Annotated in this window: 14 protein-coding genes and 2 pseudogenes; 14 read left to right on the top strand and 2 right to left on the bottom strand. The window is 56.5% G+C overall.

Features of this window, described 5'->3' with window-relative positions:
• The 3 genes from Q2941_RS44700 to Q2941_RS44690 all read left to right on the top strand — a co-directional run.
• Positions 1–1,133, top strand: a 1,133-nt coding sequence (locus tag Q2941_RS44700) for a cytochrome ubiquinol oxidase subunit I (protein ID WP_458196577.1), incomplete at its 5' end; no start/stop codon positions are given.
• Between the two features lie 2 nt (positions 1,134–1,135).
• The gene (gene cydB / locus Q2941_RS44695; RefSeq protein WP_458196576.1) at positions 1,136–2,131 is read left to right on the top strand and encodes a cytochrome d ubiquinol oxidase subunit II; all 996 of its coding nucleotides are present in this window, start codon (positions 1,136–1,138) and stop codon (positions 2,129–2,131) included.
• 420 nt (positions 2,132–2,551) lie between these two features.
• Positions 2,552–2,875 (top strand): XRE family transcriptional regulator, encoded by a 324-nt coding sequence (locus Q2941_RS44690; protein WP_458196575.1) that lies wholly within the window; start codon positions 2,552–2,554, stop codon positions 2,873–2,875.
• Positions 2,876–3,121: 246 nt separating this feature from the next.
• Here Q2941_RS44690 and Q2941_RS44685 read toward each other — a convergent pair whose 3' ends face one another.
• Positions 3,122–3,694, bottom strand: coding sequence for an NADPH-dependent FMN reductase (locus Q2941_RS44685; RefSeq protein ID WP_458196574.1), 573 nt, complete (start codon positions 3,692–3,694; stop codon positions 3,122–3,124).
• Positions 3,695–3,989: 295 nt separating this feature from the next.
• On the opposite strand from Q2941_RS44685, the gene Q2941_RS44680 reads away from it, so the two are divergent.
• The 4 genes from Q2941_RS44680 (at position 3,990) to Q2941_RS44665 (ending at position 7,784) form a co-directional block, all read left to right on the top strand.
• Entirely contained in the window at positions 3,990–5,207 is a 1,218-nt protein-coding gene (locus tag Q2941_RS44680) for a M20 family metallopeptidase (protein ID WP_458196573.1), read from the top strand.
• A 137-nt stretch (positions 5,208–5,344) separates the two neighbouring features.
• Entirely contained in the window at positions 5,345–6,013 is a 669-nt protein-coding gene (locus Q2941_RS44675; protein WP_458196572.1) for a trimeric intracellular cation channel family protein, read from the top strand.
• A 1,006-nt stretch (positions 6,014–7,019) separates the two neighbouring features.
• Entirely contained in the window at positions 7,020–7,229 is a 210-nt protein-coding gene (locus Q2941_RS44670; protein ID WP_458196571.1) for a hypothetical protein, read from the top strand.
• 291 nt (positions 7,230–7,520) lie between these two features.
• Positions 7,521–7,784: a hypothetical protein gene (locus tag Q2941_RS44665; RefSeq protein WP_458196570.1), complete on the top strand. Its 264-nt coding sequence runs from the start codon at positions 7,521–7,523 to the stop codon at positions 7,782–7,784.
• A 191-nt stretch (positions 7,785–7,975) separates the two neighbouring features.
• Here Q2941_RS44665 and Q2941_RS44660 read toward each other — a convergent pair whose 3' ends face one another.
• Positions 7,976–8,353 carry a winged helix-turn-helix transcriptional regulator gene (locus Q2941_RS44660; protein WP_458196569.1) on the bottom strand — a complete coding sequence of 126 codons (378 nt, stop codon included), beginning with the start codon at positions 8,351–8,353 and terminating at the stop codon, positions 7,976–7,978.
• A gap of 152 nt (positions 8,354–8,505) precedes the next feature.
• Between Q2941_RS44660 and Q2941_RS44655 the strand changes: the two genes are divergently transcribed.
• The 7 genes and pseudogenes from Q2941_RS44655 to Q2941_RS44625 all read left to right on the top strand — a co-directional run.
• Positions 8,506–8,886, top strand: coding sequence for a DoxX family protein (locus Q2941_RS44655; protein WP_458196568.1), 381 nt, complete (start codon positions 8,506–8,508; stop codon positions 8,884–8,886).
• 46 nt (positions 8,887–8,932) lie between these two features.
• Positions 8,933–9,675 (top strand): annotated as a pseudogene (locus Q2941_RS44650) (SDR family NAD(P)-dependent oxidoreductase).
• Positions 9,676–10,064: 389 nt separating this feature from the next.
• Positions 10,065–10,250: a hypothetical protein gene (locus Q2941_RS44645; protein WP_458196567.1), complete on the top strand. Its 186-nt coding sequence runs from the start codon at positions 10,065–10,067 to the stop codon at positions 10,248–10,250.
• Between the two features lie 1,085 nt (positions 10,251–11,335).
• Positions 11,336–15,334, top strand: coding sequence for a hypothetical protein (locus Q2941_RS44640; protein ID WP_458196566.1), 3,999 nt, complete (start codon positions 11,336–11,338; stop codon positions 15,332–15,334).
• Positions 15,335–15,345: 11 nt separating this feature from the next.
• Positions 15,346–19,317, top strand: coding sequence for a hypothetical protein (locus tag Q2941_RS44635; RefSeq protein WP_458196565.1), 3,972 nt, complete (start codon positions 15,346–15,348; stop codon positions 19,315–19,317).
• Positions 19,314–20,204 carry a hypothetical protein gene (locus Q2941_RS44630; RefSeq protein ID WP_458196564.1) on the top strand — a complete coding sequence of 297 codons (891 nt, stop codon included), beginning with the start codon at positions 19,314–19,316 and terminating at the stop codon, positions 20,202–20,204. The genes Q2941_RS44635 and Q2941_RS44630 overlap by 4 nt, the downstream gene beginning before the upstream one ends.
• Before the next feature lie 191 nt (positions 20,205–20,395).
• Positions 20,396–21,625, top strand: a pseudogene (locus Q2941_RS44625) (clostripain-related cysteine peptidase); the annotation flags it as partial.
• Positions 21,626–21,796 lie beyond the last annotated feature (171 nt).

Here is a 21,796-nt window from a genome sequence, read left to right as displayed (position 1 = left end):
GCGCGGACTCTCCAGACTCACCGATATCGAACTCGGCGCCGAAATCGGAGCGGCTGGAAATGTGGGTAATTGAAAGCGTCGGCAAAGGGTTACACTTCGTTGCTACATTGGCCGTCGCCACCGGCACACTCTTCTCAGCGTTCTGGATCATAGCCGCCAATTCCTGGATGCAGACGCCCGTCGGACATGCAATCAACAATTCGGGGCAGTTCGTACCGGCGGACTGGTGGCAAATCATCTTTAGTCCATCCTTTCCGTACCGCCTCATTCATACTGTACTGGGCGCTTACCTCACAACGGCATTGGTCGTAGGCGCAGTGGGGGCTTGGCACCTCCTGCGGGACACGACCAATGCGGGTGCGCGGGTCATGTTTTCGATGGCAATGGGTATGGTTGTCGTCGTCGCTCCGATCCAAGCTGCTATGGGTGACTTCCATGGTCTCAACACACTCAAGCATCAACCTACAAAGATCATGGCCATCGAAGGCCATTTTGAAAGCTATTCAGATGGGGCCCCATTGTACCTTTTCGGTCTTCCCGATCAGGATGTAGCGAGAGTGCGATACCCATTGGCGGTTCCAAAGCTCGGCTCTCTCATCTTGCACCACAGCTTTTCGGCCCCCATTGAGGGATTGAAAACGGTCACCCGCGAGGAGTGGCCGCCGGTGGCGATCGTCTTCTGGTCATTTCGCCTCATGGTCGGCCTCGGGCTATTGATGGTAGCGCTAGGAGGGTTTGCGCTTTTCGCCCGAATGCGTGGGGGCCTTTATGAGTGGCGGAATTTTCAGCGTTGCGCTGTCGCAATGGGCCCGGCTGGCTTCGTGGCCGTCATCGCAGGTTGGGTGACCACTGAAGTCGGCCGGCAGCCTTACACCGTGTACGGGCTTCTCCGAACCGGCGAATCTGTATCACCGCTCGATGCGCCGGCCGTTGCCTCCTCCCTGGTCGCGTTCATTGTGACTTATTTCGCGGTGTTCTCCGTGGGAGCTTGGTATATTCTGCGATTGATGTCACATGCGCCCGCAATGGCCGAACCCGGCCTGGAAGGCGGCGACGCGCCTATCCGCACTGCAGGCACAACGCCAGCATCCGCGATAGATCCAGACCGCGCGATCGGAGCAAAAGGGATGTGACCATGTATCTTCCGACACTCTGGGCGTTCATCCTCGCCTTTGCGATCTTTACCTACGTCGTATTAGACGGGTTTGATCTTGGAATTGGAATTCTGTTCCCGTTTCTCCAGCCAGGTCGCCACCGCGATCAGGCGATGAATTCGGTAGCTCCGGTATGGGATGGCAACGAGACGTGGCTGGTCCTTGGGGGCGGTGGACTTTTGGCCGCGTTTCCACTTGCATACGCCATCATAATGCCGGCCCTCTATGCTCCCATCATTGCAATGCTGCTCGCGCTGATCTTTCGGGGTGTTGCATTTGAATTCCGTTGGCGCGACGTTCGTCATCAGACGATGTGGGACTTCTCTTTCGCGGGCGGTTCGATGCTGGCCACCTTCGCGCAGGGCATCGCGCTAGGAGCGCTACTACAGGGCGTTGCAGTGGAGGGACGCAAATATTCTGGCGGCTGGTGGGACTGGCTGTCTCCCTTCAGCGTTCTAACCGGTGTCAGTCTCATCACGGGGTATGCCCTGCTTGGCTCGACCTGGCTGATCATGAAAACGGAAGGGTCGCTGCAGGAGCACGCGTTCCGGCATGCCCGGATATCCGGGATCGGAACGATCGTCTGCATTGCTGCTGTCAGTCTCGCTACTCCATTCCTAGAAGAGGCATACTACGAACACTGGTTTGCTTGGCCGAACGTGCTATTCACCGCCCAAGTTCCCCTGCTCGTTGCTATCGTAACGGTAGCGCTCGCGGTGAGCCTGAGACGGCGGTACGAACGTCTGCCCTTCGTGTTGGCGCTTGCATTATTCGCACTGAGCTTGGGGGGGCTTGGCATAAGCATTTTTCCAAATATCGTTCCAGGTCGGGTGAGTATCCACGACGCGGCTGCGCCAGGGTCTAGCCTCCTTTTCATGCTGGTAGGAGCAGGCATTCTAATTCCAATCATCCTTGCCTACACTGCCTATTCATACTGGATATTTCGGGGCAAGGTCGGTCACGAGGGCTATCATTGACCGATGATCCGCTTTGGAAGCGCCTGCTCTGGTTCGCAGTGTTGTGGATGGCCGGCGTAGCCACTGCGACAGCAGTTGGCTACGGGATCCGCTTTTGGCTGAAGTGAGAAAGCCGGTGATATGTTGCTGCGGCATTGAACGAGAGACGCGCTAACACGGCCGGCGGTCAGCTGCTCTTCCGCGCTTTCAAGAAGCCGAACACTTGGTCGCCTCACCACAACTTCGACCGGAATCGATCCGAGCTGTCCGCCACTGATGCGCTTGCTCTCCAAGAGAAGCTACCCCCTTTGCCTTGACTAGCGACAGCAGTTGCCGGGATCCGCCGGGCCTAGCGTCGCAGTCGCGAGTGCGACCGAGTTTACGACTTGTTCAAAAAAGCAGAAGGAGGCATCATTTCCATTCCAGCCACGAGGCGTGAACATGGGTTCCGAGACTAAAATGACAGGGCGCTTGGTTGCGGCAGCGCGGGCATTAACTGGAGTCAGCCGGGAGGCTTTCGCTGGGGCTGCGGGAATTCCAGTCGAAACGATAACTTTGATGGAGGCAAACGGCAGCGCCTGGCTGCATTCAGAAAGCGACGCCGAAGCTATCAGGCGCGCTTTTGAGAAGTTCGGGGTTGTCGCTATCGGCGAGGATGACGGTATGGGAGCCGGCGTACGACTGAAATTTACCCGCCAGGACGTGAAGCAGATTGCTCGCTTAGAAGGCGAAGGCGGCATCGTACGTTCGGACGACGCACCCTGATCCCGTGGTCCGCGCGTTGGATGATAACACCGCGGAGCCGGGTCGACGGGGCGAAGGCCGCTCTTCGCTCAATCCTGTGAGCGCGCGCAGTGCGACTCGACCGCAGTTTGGCCGCCGACGCAGAGCGACTTGGCGGAAACCAGAATAGCAATCCCGCCATCCCTAAGCCGCGCATATTTCTCCGGATGGTTCCAACTATAGGTTCGTAAAGGACCTCGTGTTCATGTCGCTGACGACAGCGGTTGCCTACGCGTCTCTCGGCAAGACCGAACGGACCCTGGCAATGAAGGCATGGTATTCCACCATGAAATTTCGCAAGAATTCGGCAGTCCCATCGTTCGTGACTTCCCCATCGTCGGTGATGAGGCCCGGCGTGAACTGGATGTAGGCCTCCGGAGCGTTCATCTGAGGTGAATTGCAGAAACTGAGCACACTGCGCAGATTCTGCTGGGCGACAGCGGTGCCGATCGCGCCTGGCGACGTACCAATCACTGCCGACGGCTTCCGAGCAAATGAATTTCTGCCGTAAGGGCGGCTCGCCCAATCGATCGCATTCTTCAGCCCCCCAGGTATTGAGCGATTGTATTCCGGGGTGACAAACAGCACCGCATCGACAGCCGCAATGGCATCCTTGAATGCCTTGCCGACTGGAGGATAGTTGGCATCATAGTCATAGCTATAGAGCGGAAGATCCTTGAAGGAGATTTCCGACATTTCGAGTTCGGGCGGCGCCAGTCGCACCAGCGCTTTGGCAAGTTTGCGGTTGATCGATTCTTTGGCGAGGCTGCCGATGAGATAGCCGACCTTGTGTCTGGTCATGGAACTCTCCTGTTTTGACGAATGGTGACCCGGTCAACAGCGATGCGGCGAGCGCCCATATCATTTGCCTGTGATAACCGCTTGTCATCTGAACTGAGGGTGCCAGCCGGTGCTTAGGTCACACGATCAGTTGATTGCGGGAATCGGCCTTGCCCCCACAGCCTGCGATTACAATCATGATCGCTGTCTGTCCCCGCGGTTCCACTTTCGAGAATCGCGAATCATAAGAGGCCCCCTCATGGTCGCGCCTATGCATCCCAAAAGAGCTTCCGCGGTCCTGGCGGATACAGGTCGGTTGCTGCCCCATCTTGAAACTCTCTACAAAGACATCCATGCCCATCCCGAACTGTCGATGCAGGAGAGGCGAACGGCCGGCATGGCCGCCGAAAGGCTCAGGAAAGCAGGCTTCGAGGTAACGGAAGGAATAGGCGAGACGGGTGTGGTTGGGCTGCTTCGCAACGGCGAAGGGCCGACAGTGATGCTGCGCGCAGACATGGATGCGCTGCCCATCGCGGAGAACACCGGCCTTGCCTATGCCAGCAAAGTCACGGCGAAGGACGCCGAAGGGAGCGTAGTGCCGGTGGGCCATATGTGCGGCCACGACATGCATGTGGCCTGGCTGGTCGGCGCGACGACATTGCTGTCACAGGCCCGGGATGCATGGAAGGGCACGTTGATGGCCGTCTTCCAGCCGGGCGAGGAAACTGCGCAAGGCGCCCAGGCGATGATCAACGACGGCCTGCTCAAGCGCTTTCCCACACCCGATGTCGTGCTTGGTCAGCATGTCATGGTCGGCCCGGCCGGCACCGTCGCCGGAAGCGCCGGACCGATCACGTCCGCGGCGGACAGTCTGCAAATCCGTCTGTTCGGGCGCGGTGCGCATGGCTCGATGCCGCAGGCAAGCATCGATCCCGTCGTCATGGCGGCATCCGTCGTGCTGCGGCTCCAGACGGTGGTGTCCCGCGAGGTTGCCGCAAACGACGCGGCGGTGGTCACCGTAGGCGTGTTGCAAGCCGGCACGAAAGAAAATGTCATTCCGGACGACGCCGTCATCAAACTCAATGTGCGGACGTTCGACGCCGGCGTGCGCAAGCACGTCCTTGCTGCGATCGAGCGGATCGTCAATGCGGAGGCTGAAGCCTCGGGGGCCCCGCGCAAGCCGGAGATCACGCCGCTCGATCGCTACCCGCTCAACGTGAATGACGAAACTGCGAGTAACCGCATCGCCGCTGCATTCCGCGATTATTTTTCTGCCGATCGGGTGAGGCACACCGGACCAGCACCGGCGAGCGAGGATTTCGGCTGCTTCGGTACCGCATGGCAAGTGCCTTCAGTGTTCTGGTTCGTAGGCGGCAATGATCCAAAAATCTATGCCAAGGCCAAGGCGGCGGGCAAGCTGAATGAACTGCCGGTCAATCACAGCCCGCAATTCGCGCCGGTCTTGCATCCAACCCTGGAAACAGGCGTCGAGGCGCTGGTCGTCGGCGCGTTGGCCTGGCTCGGTGCGCCCTGACCTCGTCTGGTCGGAGGTCCGCGAAAAGCTGCGGGCACGTTGCCGCTGCGCGCCCGCTTCCTGATTACGAGGCGCGCTTTTTTGGAGTCGTTTGAGGCCTGCAATTCGATGTTTCAGCTTCCGCGGGCGGTAGCCGCATGATCGCCATTGAAACCTTCGTGCATATCCTCGACCTGGTTGGGACTTTCGTTTTTGCAATCAGTGGTGCGGTCGCGGCGGTCAATCGTCGCCTCGATGTTTTCGGTATTCTCGTTCTCTCCTTCGTTGCCGGCAATTTCGGCGGGATTACTCGCGACCTGCTGATCGGCGCGGTGCCGCCGGCCGCCTTGATAGATGGGCAATACTTGCTCGTTTCGGTCTTGGCCGGTCTCATCACTTTCTTCTGGTATGCCGGCGTGGACAAGCTGCGCAATCCGGTCCTCCTTTTTGATGCAGGGGGACTATCACTCTTCGCCGTCTCTGGGGCACAGAAGGCGATCGATTTCGGACTTAACCCTCTCATGGCTGCCCTTCTGGGCATGTTGACTGGCATCGGCGGAGGCATGATGCGCGATGTTCTTCTCGCCGAGATTCCACAGGTACTGCGTTCGGATCTGTATGCCGTTGCTGCGCTCGCGGGCGCATCCACTGTCGTCGTTGGCGATATGCTTGGGCTCTCCTATGGCATCTCGGCCTTGGGCGGAGCGGCTCTATGTTTCGGCCTTCGCTTCATGGCGATCAGACATGGCTGGCATCTGCCAGTTGCTCGCCTTTCCGCGCAGCGCCGCGCCGAAACAGACTCTTCGGATGACCAGAGTCCACACTGAACCGCTATGGCGGCGGAGTTAGAGGCGGCTCGCAAGGCCAGGCGCTCGACCTCTCGCAAGAGACTATCCGACAAGCCGAACCGAGTTCGCGATTGCGAGCACCGTTGCACCCGCATCGGTGGCGGCGAGGCGTACCCAGGGCGCAGGAGTAGCCCGGCGGCCGGGCCTTACACCGCGAACCGTTCCGAGAAGCCGCGCGGAGGCGCTTTCACGCAAGCTTGGGCACGTCGGCGCACTGGCATTCTCGCGGACCGGAGCCCCCTTGAGCGGCAACTTGGAGACCCCAAGGTGATCCGCAAATTCGGCGAGAGCCCGATGATCTGAGCGCGCTGTGAAGAGGGTCGCCGGCTCGCCTACGAAGCGTTCGCCCGCGCACCGTCCACGACGGCCGAATCCAGTGCTTGATGATGTATTTCGGCCGGGCATGTCATGCCAATTGGGTACAATGTTCAGCCCCTTTCAGGCGGCCAAGACCCTTTAATGCGTGGTGATCGCCGAATTAAATATTCGGCTTTACCGCATTTACTAATGGAGGAATACTCCACTTTAGGATAGATTTGATTCCGATAATTGTCCTTATCGGAAGTGATCGCCCTATCCCACGCGTTTCCCCTCGAATCGAGCCTTATGGAGGGCAACTGATGAGCTTTGCGACCAAGCCATATCACTCGACCCACCGCCTCCATTGCAGCGAACAGCTCGTTGAGACCCCGCCGGAATCTCGCAAGTTCTTTTCAACCGTGTTTGCAATGATCTTACGATCGGCGGCTCGCCTTCGAATACGAGCTTTCGCTGTCCTGACCGAGCGCATATGGTGCTGAAATGCCCGCGAATCCACAACCGAGGAAAGCCAAACCAACTCGCCCTCCCCTCTCACCAGCCGCCCAAAAGTGGCACAAAGGGGTGAATAGTCACTTGGAGCAACGCATCGAGTTAGCAGACGAGCGCGAGGATAGTTTAGAGAGGCGCTATTTAGAAACTGGTTGCGTTCGTCAGCAGATCGAAGTTGCCCCGCGCCTTCCGTCCCTTATCAAAACCGCCGGCGCAGGTCGCGATCTCCGGCAGAACCGACGTCCTCCGAGAGGTTTGCCAGGCGACGACGTTCCTCGCCTTCACCAAGCCTCGCTTCATCCTGCACGAACTCTGCCTTGTGAGCCGCCTCGAACAAAAGAGCCAATTGTTCTGGATGACGCTCAACAAGATGAACGGTTCGTGACGGAGCCCTATGTCCAAAGTCGCTGAGGTTGGGTAGCGGTCCCACCATAGTAATCGACGAGCTGAGCGACAGCGAAGTTGAAGAGCTTTCAGCATGTCGGCCTGCGCCTGGCTCGCGATAGGTTCATGAGGAGGCCTTCGCCTGTTTGCCCCCCAGTGCCTAGCTTGATTTTTATAGTGGCTCGTTTTGTTCTGCCCGTTCCGATTTTGAAACACCGCGGTTCTCCGGGGAGAGAACATCCTTCGGGTCTTTCCTAAGTTGAATCCCGCAGTGTCCTAATTTCGAATCCTGATGCATATTCAACCCATGGGACACATGGACGACTGCCTGAGCATCTTGCGCCGACTGATCGCCAAGGGCGATGCAAACGACATCCCGTTAGCCGAGAGGGCCATCAACGAGTACTGGGAAGCGACGCTTGAGAAGGGCCGAAAGAGCGGCCTACGGCTGATCCAATTGGACGTTCTGGAACAGCGCGATGCGGTCGTCGGTGCCCAACACGACTTCGCCCAGACCGTGAACGACTACTTCGAGAAGAGGCTCCGAGACGAGTAAGGCCGCCTCAGTTGGCGGCCGCCAGCAATTCCGTTTCTGGCCCATATGCGAAGCTGCGCCGCGTCTGACGGAGGTCCGCTCATCGCGGCAGAGCGGACCAGATTTGGTCAACTTGAGTTCTTCGCATTTTGACCCAGAGCGGAATTTCGGAGGCGGCGACCTTGGCCGCACCCCTCGCTTGGCTGCAACATTCAAGCCTTGGCTTTGCGGCCACGGCCGCTCGATTTTGCTGGCACACTCTTGCCATACTCTTTCCACCAGGCCGTTAGCGCCTCCATAGTAGGACCGAGCCCGCGTGCCTTTTGTGTGATCTTGTACTCAACTCGAAGCGGCACTTCCGCGAATACCGTGCGCGATACGAGCCCATCTGCTTCGAGTTCGCGAAGTTGCGCTGTGAGCATGTGCTGCGTGATGCCGGGGATCGCTTTTCGTAGTTCTCCGAAGCGATAGACCCGCTGATTGAGCAGCCACATGATCTCCAGCTTCCACTTGCCGGAGAGCAATGCGAACGCACGGCGCATCTCATCATGCATGTTTATCGCAGCGTTTTTCATGGTCTGGCTCTCCATACTTACCGCAAGTTATTCATCCTACTTGCGAAAAAAACAATCTTAATCCGCATTTTCGATGCGCGCTGCAAAGCGCACACAAATTTCGCATGGAACGCACACCAACACGAACAGACGGGAATTGCTGCCGCGCCAGCAATCATGACGACCACATGACTACGATCTACACCTACTGCATCAGTACGGGACTTCTCACCCTGCTGTATCTGTCCTCTGCCTTTCTGTACCTGACGAAAGGAAAATGGGTCCGGCAGGCCCTAGCCGACCTCGGATACCCTGCGTACCTCGTGCCACTCATGATTGCTGTGAAGGTCTTGGGTCCGGCCGCAATTCTCTCGCGCCTCAACGTAGGGCTTAGCGATCTCGCTTACGCGGGCATGTTCTTTCACCTGCTATTGGCAGGCTTGGCACACGCTGCCGTGCGGAAGCCCGGCGAGGCGTTACCAGCAGTCGTCGGTCTCGCGCTGCTCATCTCTTCCTTCATCACGCAAAACGCTGCTCGCGGAATACCGTCACCTTACGGGCTGTTCTGACGCGAGGGAAAATCTACCAACACAACGACCTTCTAAGGACATGAACATGAACCGACTCGATGGAAAAGTTGCAATCGTCACCGGGGCCGGACGCGGCATTGGCCGTGCCATCGCGAAGCTGTTCGCGGCGGAAGGCGCGAAGGTCGCGATCCTTTCGCTTACGCCCGCAAATGTAGACGGTGCCGTTGCGGAGATCGAAGCGGCGGGGGGCTCCGCGCTTGGCGTCGCTTGCGATATCAGCAAGTCTGAGCAGATCGAGGCGGCAGTGAGCACAGTGGTCGCGGCCTATGGTCGGATCGACATTCTGGTGAACAACGCGTTTGACCCGTCCGTGCCTCTATCTTCCATCATCGAGCTTTCGGCGGAGCAGTTGCAGCGCAATTTCGAGACGGGACCAATCGCCTATCTTCGCACCATGCAGGCTTGCTATCCTCATCTGAAGCAACTGGTGAAGGGCGCGTCATCAATTTCGGTTCAATGGCAGGGGTTATCGGGTTACCCGGTTACGGTCCCTACAACATGGCGAAGGAGGCAGTCCGCGCTTTGACCCGAACGGCGGCGCGTGAATGGGGGGCCGATAAGATCACCGTGAACAACGCCCTGCCACTCGCGGCGACGTGGGACGCCGCCGCGCCTATACCTGCGCCGACAAACGCGCTGGCTCGCTACGGATCGCCAGAAAATGACGTTGCACCAGTTGTACTGTTCCTTGCGAGCAAGGATGCGCAATTCATAACGGGGGCCAGCCTGACTGCCGATGGTGGCGCAATTATCGACAGTGCGCGCTAGTCATGGCTGCTCTTCCAATAACCTCGTTCTTTGCAGCAGGTCTCGCTGTCTCCCTTGTCGCCCTCTCGTTCCCCATTTCTCTGCGCCGCGCAAAAGTCAAGCAGATGATAGGCGAAAGCACCGATCTTAGTCGGCGTATCCGCACGCAGGGTAATTTCATCTCGGTCGGAGGAGCGCCGTTGAACACGGCGCCGGATACGACGCCGCATTGAGCCGCTTGCCTCGCACTCGGAGCCGCGACACGGATCACCAAATTCGGCGCCATGTCGCTGACTCTTGGATCAAGCTCAGATGCTTCCTATACTCGAACCGTAGAATGCCGGACGGCTCCGACGCTTGAAATCCGTTCGCGACTCACACCAAATCTCGGTCGAGGGGGACTTCATTACATGCATCAGCGCTTGCACAACCTTCCGCTCGAAGGATTCGCGATCATTGTGGATGGCCACGCGAAGACGATCTTCTCCACCTGGGAAGGCGCGCGCAAAGCGGCCGTCGAGCTAAAGGATCGATTTCCATCTATTCAGATCACGATCTATGACGCGGCAGCCAAACAAGCCGAATTTGCTCGTTGAGAGAAGCTACAAGCGGTCGAGTGCCGCGACGCGGCCAAGAAGCGAGTTGGTCTTGGCACCGAACGGGTGTGATCAAGCACGCGAAATCACGGCGAGCTCTCTACGCGCAAAATGGGCATCTGAACTCGCATTGGATTTCCCACTAGCTTGCCGGTTACGCAAGCGACCGCACTGAATGGGGAAAGGCGATCAACGGCGCCGCCTGCGGCAGGGAACGACGACCAGCCTCAACTGATAAGGTTTCGTATGAAAGCTTATCAGTCGATGAACTGGCTCCGTTTTGCTCGAAACCTTATCGGTCCTTAAACTGACTCCGTTGCGTATCTACTTATCAGTGACCTCCCCGCACACACTGCCCCTGTCACTGTCCATAAGGACAAGGAGGGCTGCTGATGGGCTTGCTGTGAGCGGCGACCGATAATAAGCGGCTGGCCCAGGATTTTGCCATCGGCTCCTGCAACGCACGTGCCGTAATGTCGGTCGAACCGCCGGCGGGATACGGCGCGATGAGCTTGATTGGCTGCCGCGGCGGGCACTGCGACGACCGCCATCCTAGGGCGAAGGCTAGAATATGCATCACTCTCACGTCGACTCTCCCATACGATTTTCTTGACCAGCTTCAGACACGATTTCTGGCGAAGGACATCACATCATGCCGTACCCTCTTCAAAGGCTCCTGCGTCGGCCGCCCGTCCGACATCAGTTGCGGACAAGCCGAGTACACACGCCGGAATCGCATCGCGGAGCTCTCCGAGGAGCGCGGAAAAGTGCGTGCCGACACCGGCGCAATAAGAATATCGCCGTCGCTGGCCCGCACTGGGCCAACTGCGCTTCCTGCAGCTCTTAGAGGAGAAGGTTCATTATGCAGTCCATCTAGAACCACATCGATGTGCTGCCCCTCCCCCGTGCGCGCCCGTTGCACCATCGCGGTCTGCATCGCGGAGAAGCCAACGATGCCGCCGAGGACATCAGCGACGAACACCGCGCCCGCCGCCGATCGACCGCATTCTACTGTGGGTTTTCTACAATTATAGCTTGCAATCCTATTTCCTTCTCACATGCTAAGGAAGGGGAGGGCTGCGCACGTGACCAAAGATATTGTCAAAGGCCCATTATTAAATCGACGTACGTTCCTTCAGTATAGCGTCCTGCTTCCAAGCTCGGCGCCATTTTTCAACGCAACAGAAGCGCTGGCTGCGGCCTTGCCATCGCCGCCTGCGGCGATCCAACCGCCCGAATACATCATCCGTCGTGAACGCGACGAGCTCTTTTTGAGTTTGCGCGCTGTTGGTTATCGCGATACCGGAAGCGGACATTTAGTTCCCATTTCGGGAGCTAAAGATCGATTTCTCATATTTACGTTGAGCCCACAGCATTTCGCCGAAAAGGCGTTGCCTGTGGCAGAAATTCCCGCGGTTTTTGATGAGAACAGTCTGCTGTCGATTGAGTTGCTAGCGAGCGCGCAGAGCAAGCTTGTATTCCGCGTGCCGCATAAGAAACGCCTTAGCTTGACGCTGGAGGAGTTGCTCGCGTGGCACGATCTGGAGCTCGTATTGCCTGATCTCGACCGTGTTGGACAACCGTACGATCTGGAGATTCCCGATAGCGCTTTGCAATATTTGACAACCGTCGAAATGCCTTGGGGCGTTGAACTTTCCCCGGTGCTCGACCCAACCAAGCCGGCACCACTTACGTTTAGTGACCCCAGCCGCACACTCGTTACAGGCTCATGGACCGAGCTTTGGACGACCGCGTTGATGGATAAGCGTGCGGAACAGCGTACCGCGCCCGTCCGTATGGAGGTTCTGAGCGTCAGAGGATTCGAAAAGATCGGAGCATCCGGTAGCGTGGAACAAGGTAATTTCGTTGCCACATACCAAAATTTTACCACGCAGGCGTTCCCCAGCGAGTCTACGCCGCTGAGCGATTACGACCGCATGGACATCGCTGCGAGCCTTTCACGCCGCTTTCCGTACACCGGGATCGTGGGGCCGCCTCCGATACAGTCTGGTCTGCTTTCGTATCCACAGGCAAACGTGTGCGTCAGCGCATGCTTCGCACCGGGCCGGACCGTCGCTGCAACTCAGCTAAGGTTGAGCGCACGCGGCGGTTGGCTTCAACTGGAAGGCAAGTGGGATCCTTTTCCTGGCTGCGGGTTGTCAGGTTGGGTCCATTCCGCATCTTTGGGCCGTGACAACCACGTGGAGGTCGTCAGTGAGGGCTTCCTCTACCCATTTGGTACCCCGTGCGAATTGATTGTCATTTCCGAGAGAGTTTTCGCCAAAGACGAGCGGGGCCATTACGTCGCGCCGATCATTCAACAGGCATTCATTCAAATACCACAGCCAAATTCCCTGACGGTGGGTCACGTCGAAACTCCGTTTAAGACGATTTCGATTACGACGCGGCGATCTCCTCCATTGGACCTCCCTGCCACAGGAAGGCCCGCCACCTATCGAGAATATGATTTCTTCCTACCCATGGTGAAAGGGCGGCCTTTTGCCTTCGAGCACGTCGGCGTTGATTGGAATGGCGAGGAACATCGCTCGGCAATGCCGATGTTTTTCGTAAATAACAAAGCGCGCTTGGCAAACGGACTAATTTGGGAGCCTGGATACTCATGGAATTCTACGCAAGCAAACTCCCCTTGCGCCACGCCGCCTCCAAATGGTGCTGATGCAGCCTTCACTATTCCGCAAACCGGAGACGGGTTGCGGGTGGTCGATAAGGCATGGGCCTTACAACCAGGGAGGTTTGCTCAATACAACGGCTCCCTAGTCGCGCTCGCGAACGGTTTGCGGACTGGCGATACTACCCAAAGAGTAAGTTGGATTGAGTGGACAAGGGCAAACATTCCCAATCTGAATCCATCCACGATTGTGACCCCCCCGTTCCGACCACGGGCGCGCACCTTGCGGGTGAGCATCCAATCCACTGGGCAATTGTCCGGCGAACCGTCAGCGTCGGTCGTGACGTATCGCGACACTCGGTTTACAGCGCCACATTTTCTGGATCCCGAACCGACCACGCCCTCTGAGGAGTATTTTTCGAACGTAACGGCGCAGCTCGAGGATCCACAGGCCCCCTATCTCTATACGCTAGAAACTCGGGCACTGGTGAGTGAAGCTGGCGCAGTCACTCCTCGTTCTCCAAATCAAGTCGCTGATGACATCCGCGACACGTACTACGGGGTTTCGAAAAATCCCAGTCCGATTCCGACAGAACTGTTCACGGGCATCGACAACGAAATACGATTCGGTAGTACTTCCACCGCGGAGGGTGTTGGTGGCCTTTCCGTCCCTGACACGCACACAAGCATCCTAACCCGCAAAGAGGGGGTTCTAGGCGACGCAACTTTCAATGAGGGGCGTTGGTTGGGTTATGCAGCAGTCAAGTCGCGACTGCAGGCCAATGAGCGGCTAGACTTCGCGGCCTTCTCAAAGGCCAATCGATCACAATTAGACATCCAGCCATTCGAAGCGTCTCGGACCCAAGTCGATCGAAATGCCGCCCTTGCTACTGCACGAACGCTCATGGGCTTTGCCGCCGCCCCCGCGATTGCGGTGCGCGCGCCGCCGAATGCAATCTCTGCCGGATTGCGGCTCGGCGATTTGTTCGGCGCTGATGCGCAGATTATTCCTGGCCTTAGATTCATGGACATCTTCCGGGAAATCGCATTGGCGGGGGCCTCGGATACGGGTGCGCCACCGGCTGCGCTGGGTGCCGAGGACCACGGAGCAGCGCCCCCACTCGTTTGGAACGTGCGGCTCAGCGGCATCGAGTGGCTTACGGCTCTCTTGAACGCTGATCCTCAAAACATCTCGTTTTCCGAAGTTATCTCCGCAATCGCGCAGCTAAGACCGCAACAATCAGGCTCGCCAGTTTCAATGGGAATGGAAGCCACGCTCAACTGGTCGAATCGTGCATTCAAAAAGGTCGATATCGGTCCGGTCGCCTTCATTCCAGAGGCCGACACCAAGATTAGTATCGACGCGAAATCACGCATCGATCTGGGCTTAGCTCAAATCCCAACTACTGCTACAGATTTCAAATTCTCGCCAGGAAAGCCGCGCATCTCGGCCCGGGCAGAGTTGAGTTCATTTTCAGTCCAGATCTTTAGCGCCATCGAGATTGCGTTTTCGGCGATCGCCTTTGACATGTCTGAGGACGGTCATAAGAGCTTCACAACGAAGGTCGCCTCGGTGAAGCTTCTTCCGCCGCTGGACTTCATCAATCAACTTCAGAGCATTTTCGGCGGCTTGGGCGACGACCAAGCCATTCATGTGGACCTCAGCCCCGCGAAGATCAGGATCTTCCAAACACTGCGTTTCCCCGCCAGCGGCGACATGCCGCTCTTCATGGGTCCGGCTCAAATTACTAATCTCGCTTTCTCCTGGGCAGTCACGATACCGCTGATAGGGCGAGATGTGCTCGCGGTCGCGTTCGGTATCTCTTCGCGCGAAAAGCCTCTCACCATTTATGTTCCCCCTTGGTACGGTGGGAAGGCGTACGCACTCCTAGAAACCACAACACGAGGATGCCGCCTCGTAGAAGTGAGCATGGAGTACGGCGCGCTTGTTCCCATCGAATGGGGCATAGCAAAAGGCCAAGCCTCGTTAACGGCCGGCATATTCTACATGCTTGAGCGCGACGACGCCCGCCAGTCCGCGAACGTTCAGCTGAGAGCCTTTATCAAGGCGTCCGCCGATCTCTCGGTAGCAGGGATCATTCAGTTTTGTGGCCTGATCTACATTGCTCTTACCTCTGACTCTGGTTCAGGGGGTGACCGAATCAGCGGCGTTGTCACGGTAAGTGTGTCGATCAAGATTGGTTTTGTCCGAATATCTTACTCATTTTCCGCCTCTCACGAGGAAACACGTCGCAGTTCGAGCCGAGTGGCGGTGGTCAGTGACATCGATGCACCACGAATGGGACTTCAGTTGACGCGACGAGACGCAGAGGCCCCGTCCCCTACTCGCCGTCGTGTGAGGGACCGCATGAGCGACGATATTTTGCCGTTTGGACCAACTTTTTCCAGTTCGCATCGCGCGGCATTTCGCCGGGTACTTGCGGGATATCGGTAGGGACGTAATTCATGACCGCTGCCTACAATATCATCCTAATTCCGCTCGACAGCGCCGATCCGAACTCGGCTGTCTCTCTCTTTACTGCCAGACTAGTATGCAATCTCGAGTTTTCAGCAGGAACATTAGACTCGACCGAGATTGCTCGTGCAATTGCGGTCCACCCGTTCTTTAGTGGTCCCAATGCGCCGTCGCTAAATGCCTTTGCGCTCGAATACGACAAATGGCGAGCTGGCAAATTTGCTCTTACGGAAAACACTCCGGACGTCATCCCGGTATCACTCACATACATCGGCAGTCATACTCCTAACATACTGCGCGCAAATCTAGCTAACTATCTCCTTCGAGAAGGCCAAGTTACGGTTTCTCAGATAACGCACGACAATCGATTTGATCAATTGCAAGCCGCCGACTTCTTTGATGTCGCTAAAATGCACGACGACCTTACTGTCGTGCGCACGGATCTTCATGAACGCGCCGCACGCCGATTTGGCTTTTCCCGTTCGATGTCACTTGATGCACCGTCGCTCGATCGGAGTTCCTATGCACAAGCAAAATGGCTCGACGCATACGTACAAGCGTCGCTTGTGGACGCGGTATTCGCTCCCGCAACGGCGCGCAATATGCCCGCCACGCCAGCGGCAGCTTCAGCGCTCTCAAGCTTGAGAACGGCGGTCGCACAAATGCAGAAGAGGATGGTTGCGCAGTCGGCAACACGCAGCCCCCCCGAAACAAAATTGCGCCAGGCGACCGCGACGGGAGAGACGACTGTTTCGTCCCAAGATCCAAATGTCGCTCTCCACGCGGCATTAAAGAATGAGGCCTTGGCTCGAGCCTGCGGATTAGTCTCTCCGTGGCGAGCTCAATCGCAGAAGCCCATTAAGGGGGACTATGTCATCGTCCTGAGTGCGTCGGGTCTAGCACTCAATCCAACGGTCGCCGGCGTCACGACACAACGAACAGCCTTTCGCAGAAAGGAGCATACACATCCGCTCAGCTACAAAGATGTAAACAAGGCTACGACGACGAACTGCGGCCTTGCCTTTCTCAACGAGCCGGGGGGCAGCCCCCGTTATCGGAGCACCGCAATCAACGCCGAGACGGCGACTTTCCAGGCTACTATTCTCCAATCCAACAACTCCCTTTCGAATTCCTCGCCCCCCGGAGCTGCAACATCGGTCGGCAACCGGGATGATCGACCGCCGCAGCTGCTGTCTGGCGATCACTTCGGTAGCAACGAGCTGGAAGCGGTCGGTATTACGATCTCTGCGCCCACAGAAGATCTCGTCACACCGGATGACCTCGCCAGCACTCAACGCAGCACATTGCTCCCATGTCTGTTCCTTGAGGATCTATGGGTTGGTTTCCGGCTCGATCTTTCAGATGGAAAGGGTGGCAAGTATCTGAGCGTTCACAAGCAAAGTCAGGAAATCAGATTTCGTGCCAGCGGCGTAAAGATTCAAGGCACCTTGGAGGACTTCTTTGATCGGGAACAGTTCGATCCCACAAAGAAGGTTACGAGCACCGAAGTCGCCCGATATACTGGATTCAACTCAGCACAAGCCGTAGACTATGCAAAATTCCTCGGAGTGTACAAGGAACCCATATTTCCCGAGCCGCCGCCGTTTACGGTAAGCGTTACGGGCTACTCCGGCGCCACGCCACTCCGATTCGGGCGCGTTTATCCATGGCGGATGCGAAATGTGTTCGTTGGAGGCATCAGCCTTTCAGACGGCGATCCAAATCTGGAGACCCTCGGGTCAAGCTTCGTTCAGAATTGTCCGTTCTATAGAGCACGCGCATTCCGTCCAGGTGAGTTAGTATCGCTTGGATCTAAAGCGACTAGCCCCGGCGCTGAAGGCCGGCCGATCTTTCTAACCGAGGAACACCCACAGTCGACGGTGTGGCTGATTCCATCACCCATCGATAGCGACACCGCACGGTATCATGGCGTTTTTCTCCTTGACCAAAATGAGCCGGCGCGCAATTCGCACCGCGCATTTGTTACGGACATTACAAAATTCTTCGCCAAGCATCCCGCTAAACCTCAATACTATCTGGATCCGTCGATCAATGAAATCTCTGTCCAAATTACGCTACTCAACGGGCAAGCTACTGCGCTAAATCGCGAGTTCATGTACCACGACGGCTCCTTCTGTGAACTTGTTGAGCACTTTCGATTTCCAGCGGAACGATTGCGCTTTGGCCCTTCAGGACAATGGGAGAAATTTCGACCACTTTCTATCGTGTTCACTGCAAGCTCCGGCGCTACTCCGCGAGTGACGGTCTCCGAACACAGACGCATCCAGATAACGGTGCCCCCGGCTTCGGACATTGAAGTATCGCTCATTCCGGTCGTTACAAAGAGCGATATTATGTCTACGGCGTCCTACGCGGCATCAGCGATGCAATTGACTGGGCGGCAGTCGAGAGGCACACAAGACGCTACTTGGGCTCCCGTGCCGACTATTGTGGAACACAAGCTTCGGGCGATACATTGTCCGAAGAAGCCTCTCGCTACACCGCGTTTTATCAGCACTGAAAGCCGCGTAGGCACACAAACTCATCCAACACTTGCGGCGCGGAGAGAACGATATAAAGAGACCGCAGAGCTCACGGGGTATTTGCATGTCGACGCAGCTTCGACGGGACAGCTACGGCTCGATGCATCCTGGTCCGACATTACCGATGACCCGAAGCACGAGAAGTTCATAACCAATGCCGGCCGCACCTCTTCAAAGCCAAAGAGCATCGGTTTTGATAAGTTCGCTGTACCTCATCCGGGAGCGGCAGCCAGAAGCGCGTTTCCGGACATAGCAAGGTCACTGCGGCAAGGGTCGTACGCATTAAACGACATGTTTGATCTGCAATGCTCCGAGAACAAGGTATTCCTTGGCTCCACCACGCCAGACGGTCTGGCGCCACAATCATCACGCGCCTGCATTCTCAACTTTGCAGATGGACGGCGAAAGCGGGCGACCGTAACCGCCGTCGCCACAAGCCGCTATAAGTCTCAATTCAAGGGGGCCAATCCAACCGAGTTTGAAGTTCGGTCAGATTCGCTTTCCGTAGATGTGCCAGCTTCGGTCAAACTTTCAAGTCCCGATGTAAGCCATCTCGTACCACTGGCGCGAGATATCGTTCACGGCGATGAAAAGGCCCGAAAGTCACGCAAGGCATACGCTTTGCGGATTTACATTAGACGCCCTTGGTTCCTTTCTGGGCCAGGGGAGCGCGTCGCGGTTGGGTGCAGGAGCGGTTTCGCGGATGACGGACCAGTTGCATCGCTGAATAAGTATGTAACACAATGGGGCGAAGATCCGGTCGAGCGCCCCCGGCTCGAGATTACGTACCGCCTACCTCGCGCGTCAGACTTTAGCATCCCGACAGGAATGGGAGCGCTACAACTCGACGACCTTCTCTATCCGCCGAACAGTCTCGAGGGAAACGCTCCGCTCATCTACCGAGACAACCTGGTAAGATCCGAGGGAAGTCCTGATCCAAGAAACGATCGGATTTCCGTTGCGAGCTTCGCTGTCCGGTGGGATTCGGGTTTCGGGCTTTGGTTTTGTGATGTGGGCATAACGGACGGGTTCGCGGGTTGGTGCGGATTTGCGCTGTACCGGCATCAACCTCATGCGCATGAAGGAGCTCAGCTCTCGGAGACGCCGGCGTGGGTATACGGCGCCGTACTTCATGGAGAACAGCTAGCATGGTTCAAGCAGTCGGGACGAATCCACGTCACGATCGGACCCGTCCATGATCGCTATACCAGTTTTGAGTTCGACTCGACGCAATTCCGAAACGGGGTGAGCCGAAATCTTACTGGTCATGAACGACGTCGAGTTGCGCTGAGGAAATATTTGGTCGGTGATCACGCATATTTCGAAGGAGTTGTTGATAGCAACGAGGTCGCGTGGAGCATTACGAAGATGCGCTTCGGATCTGATGTAGCTTCGCTCCCACTTCATGAGGGAACATGACGACGTATCGTATGGCTAGCATCACGGCGCTGCTTGTTTTTGCGATCACCATGGCCGCGACGATTTCAGAAGCGGCTCCCTGCTTTGCGCCTCTAGCTGATAGGAACTCCCGCAATCCCGATAATTTCAAGGATCTCGCCAAGAACACTGCCGCAACTGCCCAAAAAGGCGTCAAGAGATTCCTACCGTTGATTTCAGCAGATACTAAACTCGTCAATATCGATTTCTACTACATTAACTTCACACAACCCAAAACTGGGACGGTTGAAAGCCTGTTCAAGAGACTTCGGCTGAACTTTAACACGTTCGCGGAAGGCACCAGTAAGGACTTTGGCTTCGGCGCGTACGCCGCATCGGACGATGCGAATGATTCCATTCGTAAAACCAATGAAAAGCTCTGGAATCAGGATGTGCCGCTAAAGGCGCTCATGTCCTTCGGGCTCGATACACTTTGGCCGGCGACTTCGTTCGGAGCCGCGGCTCGCTACATCAAGGACAAGCATGGTGACCTCCAGGTCACCTGCGCAACAAAAACGGACTTTGTGTTTTCAACGGTACAGTCAGAGAGGGGTGGCGATCACCCAGTATCCGGCAATCGAGGCTTCGGGCTCACGGACAATCTAGACGGCACCTGGACCTTTTACTCGAAAGCCGTTGATCGAAAAACTGACAACGGCGAGAACTGGCTTGCCACGACGATATTTCGAAAAGACGTGTTCTGCTTGGGTCATCAGTTCTGGCTTTTGTTCTACAGCGACATGAAGACGTATCTCGAACAGCAGAAAGATTTGAGCATTAAAGTAAAGGAAATCTGGACTGGCAACCACGGACCAGCGCCGTACCCGTTTCAAAACGGAGCGGAATCTAAGACTTATGAGTGCAAATGAACTTGTCGGAGGGGGCATCTTTGGTAGAGCCCAGCCAATCGAACATCGCAGACGGGGAGTGCCACATCCGATGGGCTATTTTCTGAGACGCGTGCTAGCAGCGTTTATTTTCGGCGCGACCGCGGTGTCTGTGGCGCTCGCAGACACGGCAGAGTGGACCATTATGGTCTACATGAACGGCAAGAAATAATCTCGAACCATATGCACTCGACAACTTCGCTGAAATTGCAAAGGTTGGCGGTACGTCAAAGGTTAATTTGGTCGTCCAACTCGGACGACCAAAATCGCACTATGGTGGCGTGAATCCGGACTGGTCAGGCGTCCTAAGATTTTTGGTCGCGAAAGACCAAAAGCCTATTCCAGCGTCTGCAATAGTCGACCTCCGAACTAAGCCCACTCTTTCGGATATGGGCTCACCAATCGCGCTGGACGACTTCATTGGTTGGACATTGGAGAAGTATCCAGCGCGAAAATACATGTTGGTGATCTGGAACCACGGGCAAGGATGGCGCTTTCAGGCGTCGCGCGACCCATCCATCCGACGATCGTCAGCGGAAGCGCCCCGGTCGAGCGATAACGATACAACAAAGCAATTCAAAGAGGCTGCGCGCAGCACCGCACCGATCGGAGGATATAGGTCTGTATCGTTCGACGAGGATACCGGCCATGTGCTCTACAACAGCGACGTGCAACAGAACCTGGGCAAGTTTGCAAGTCGTCTTAGCCGACATGTCGATGTCATCGGATTCGACGCGTGTCTTATGTCGATGCTTGAGACCGCCTATGGGCTGCGCAATGCCGCCGACGTAATGGTCAGCAGTGAGGAACTGGAACCTGGCCCGGGCTGGGACTATGCTAATTTCTTAGAGGCCCTCAAGGCCCGTCCGGAAATGAGCGGTGTTGAACTCGCCAACGCAGTCCTCGCCGCGTACCAAGCTCGGTACGGAGACCGCTATATCAGTACCCTCTCAGTACTCGACCTTCAAAAAACTCAGGCCGCAGCTGGGACTCTCACCGCATTGGTGAACTCATTACTTCCCGCTCTGAGCGTTGAACGCAGATCGATTGAAGGCGCTCGAGCCAAATTAACGACATATGGAGCTGATGAAAGGCTACACACGTCGATCGATCTCTTTACGTTCTTGCAGTTCTATGCAGATCTTACATCCAATGCGCAATTGCGTCAGACCACCCAAGCGGCACTTAGTGCTTCTAATCAAGTCGTGCTCTCCAATTATGCGTCCAAAGGGAGCACGGAGAGATCTGGGTCGAATGGGCTTGCCATCTACTTTCCGGCTACTCGCTCCGACTTTGATGCAGACCCCTACAAACAAGGCTACCTGAAGTCTAATAGAGATCACGTGGTTGAATTCGTGGCCCGAGAACGGTGGGCCGATTTCCTGCAATCGTATCTCCGCTAAGTCGACAAGCCATTTTCGACATTGAACGATTGCGAGCGAAAGAAGTTTGTGCGGCCACACCCGGGTAACCGGTTGCTCGGGTCACCAGTTACAGAGTCGCCCGTGAAGAATTCGGAAGCGATTGATCTGTCGCTGTGATTTGACGTGAGCAAGTATTCGATTGTGCAAGAA

This window comes from Bradyrhizobium sp. UFLA05-153 (assembly GCF_054185185.1).
Note: the sequence above shows the minus strand (reverse complement) of the source record. Positions and strands in the feature narration are given on the sequence as shown.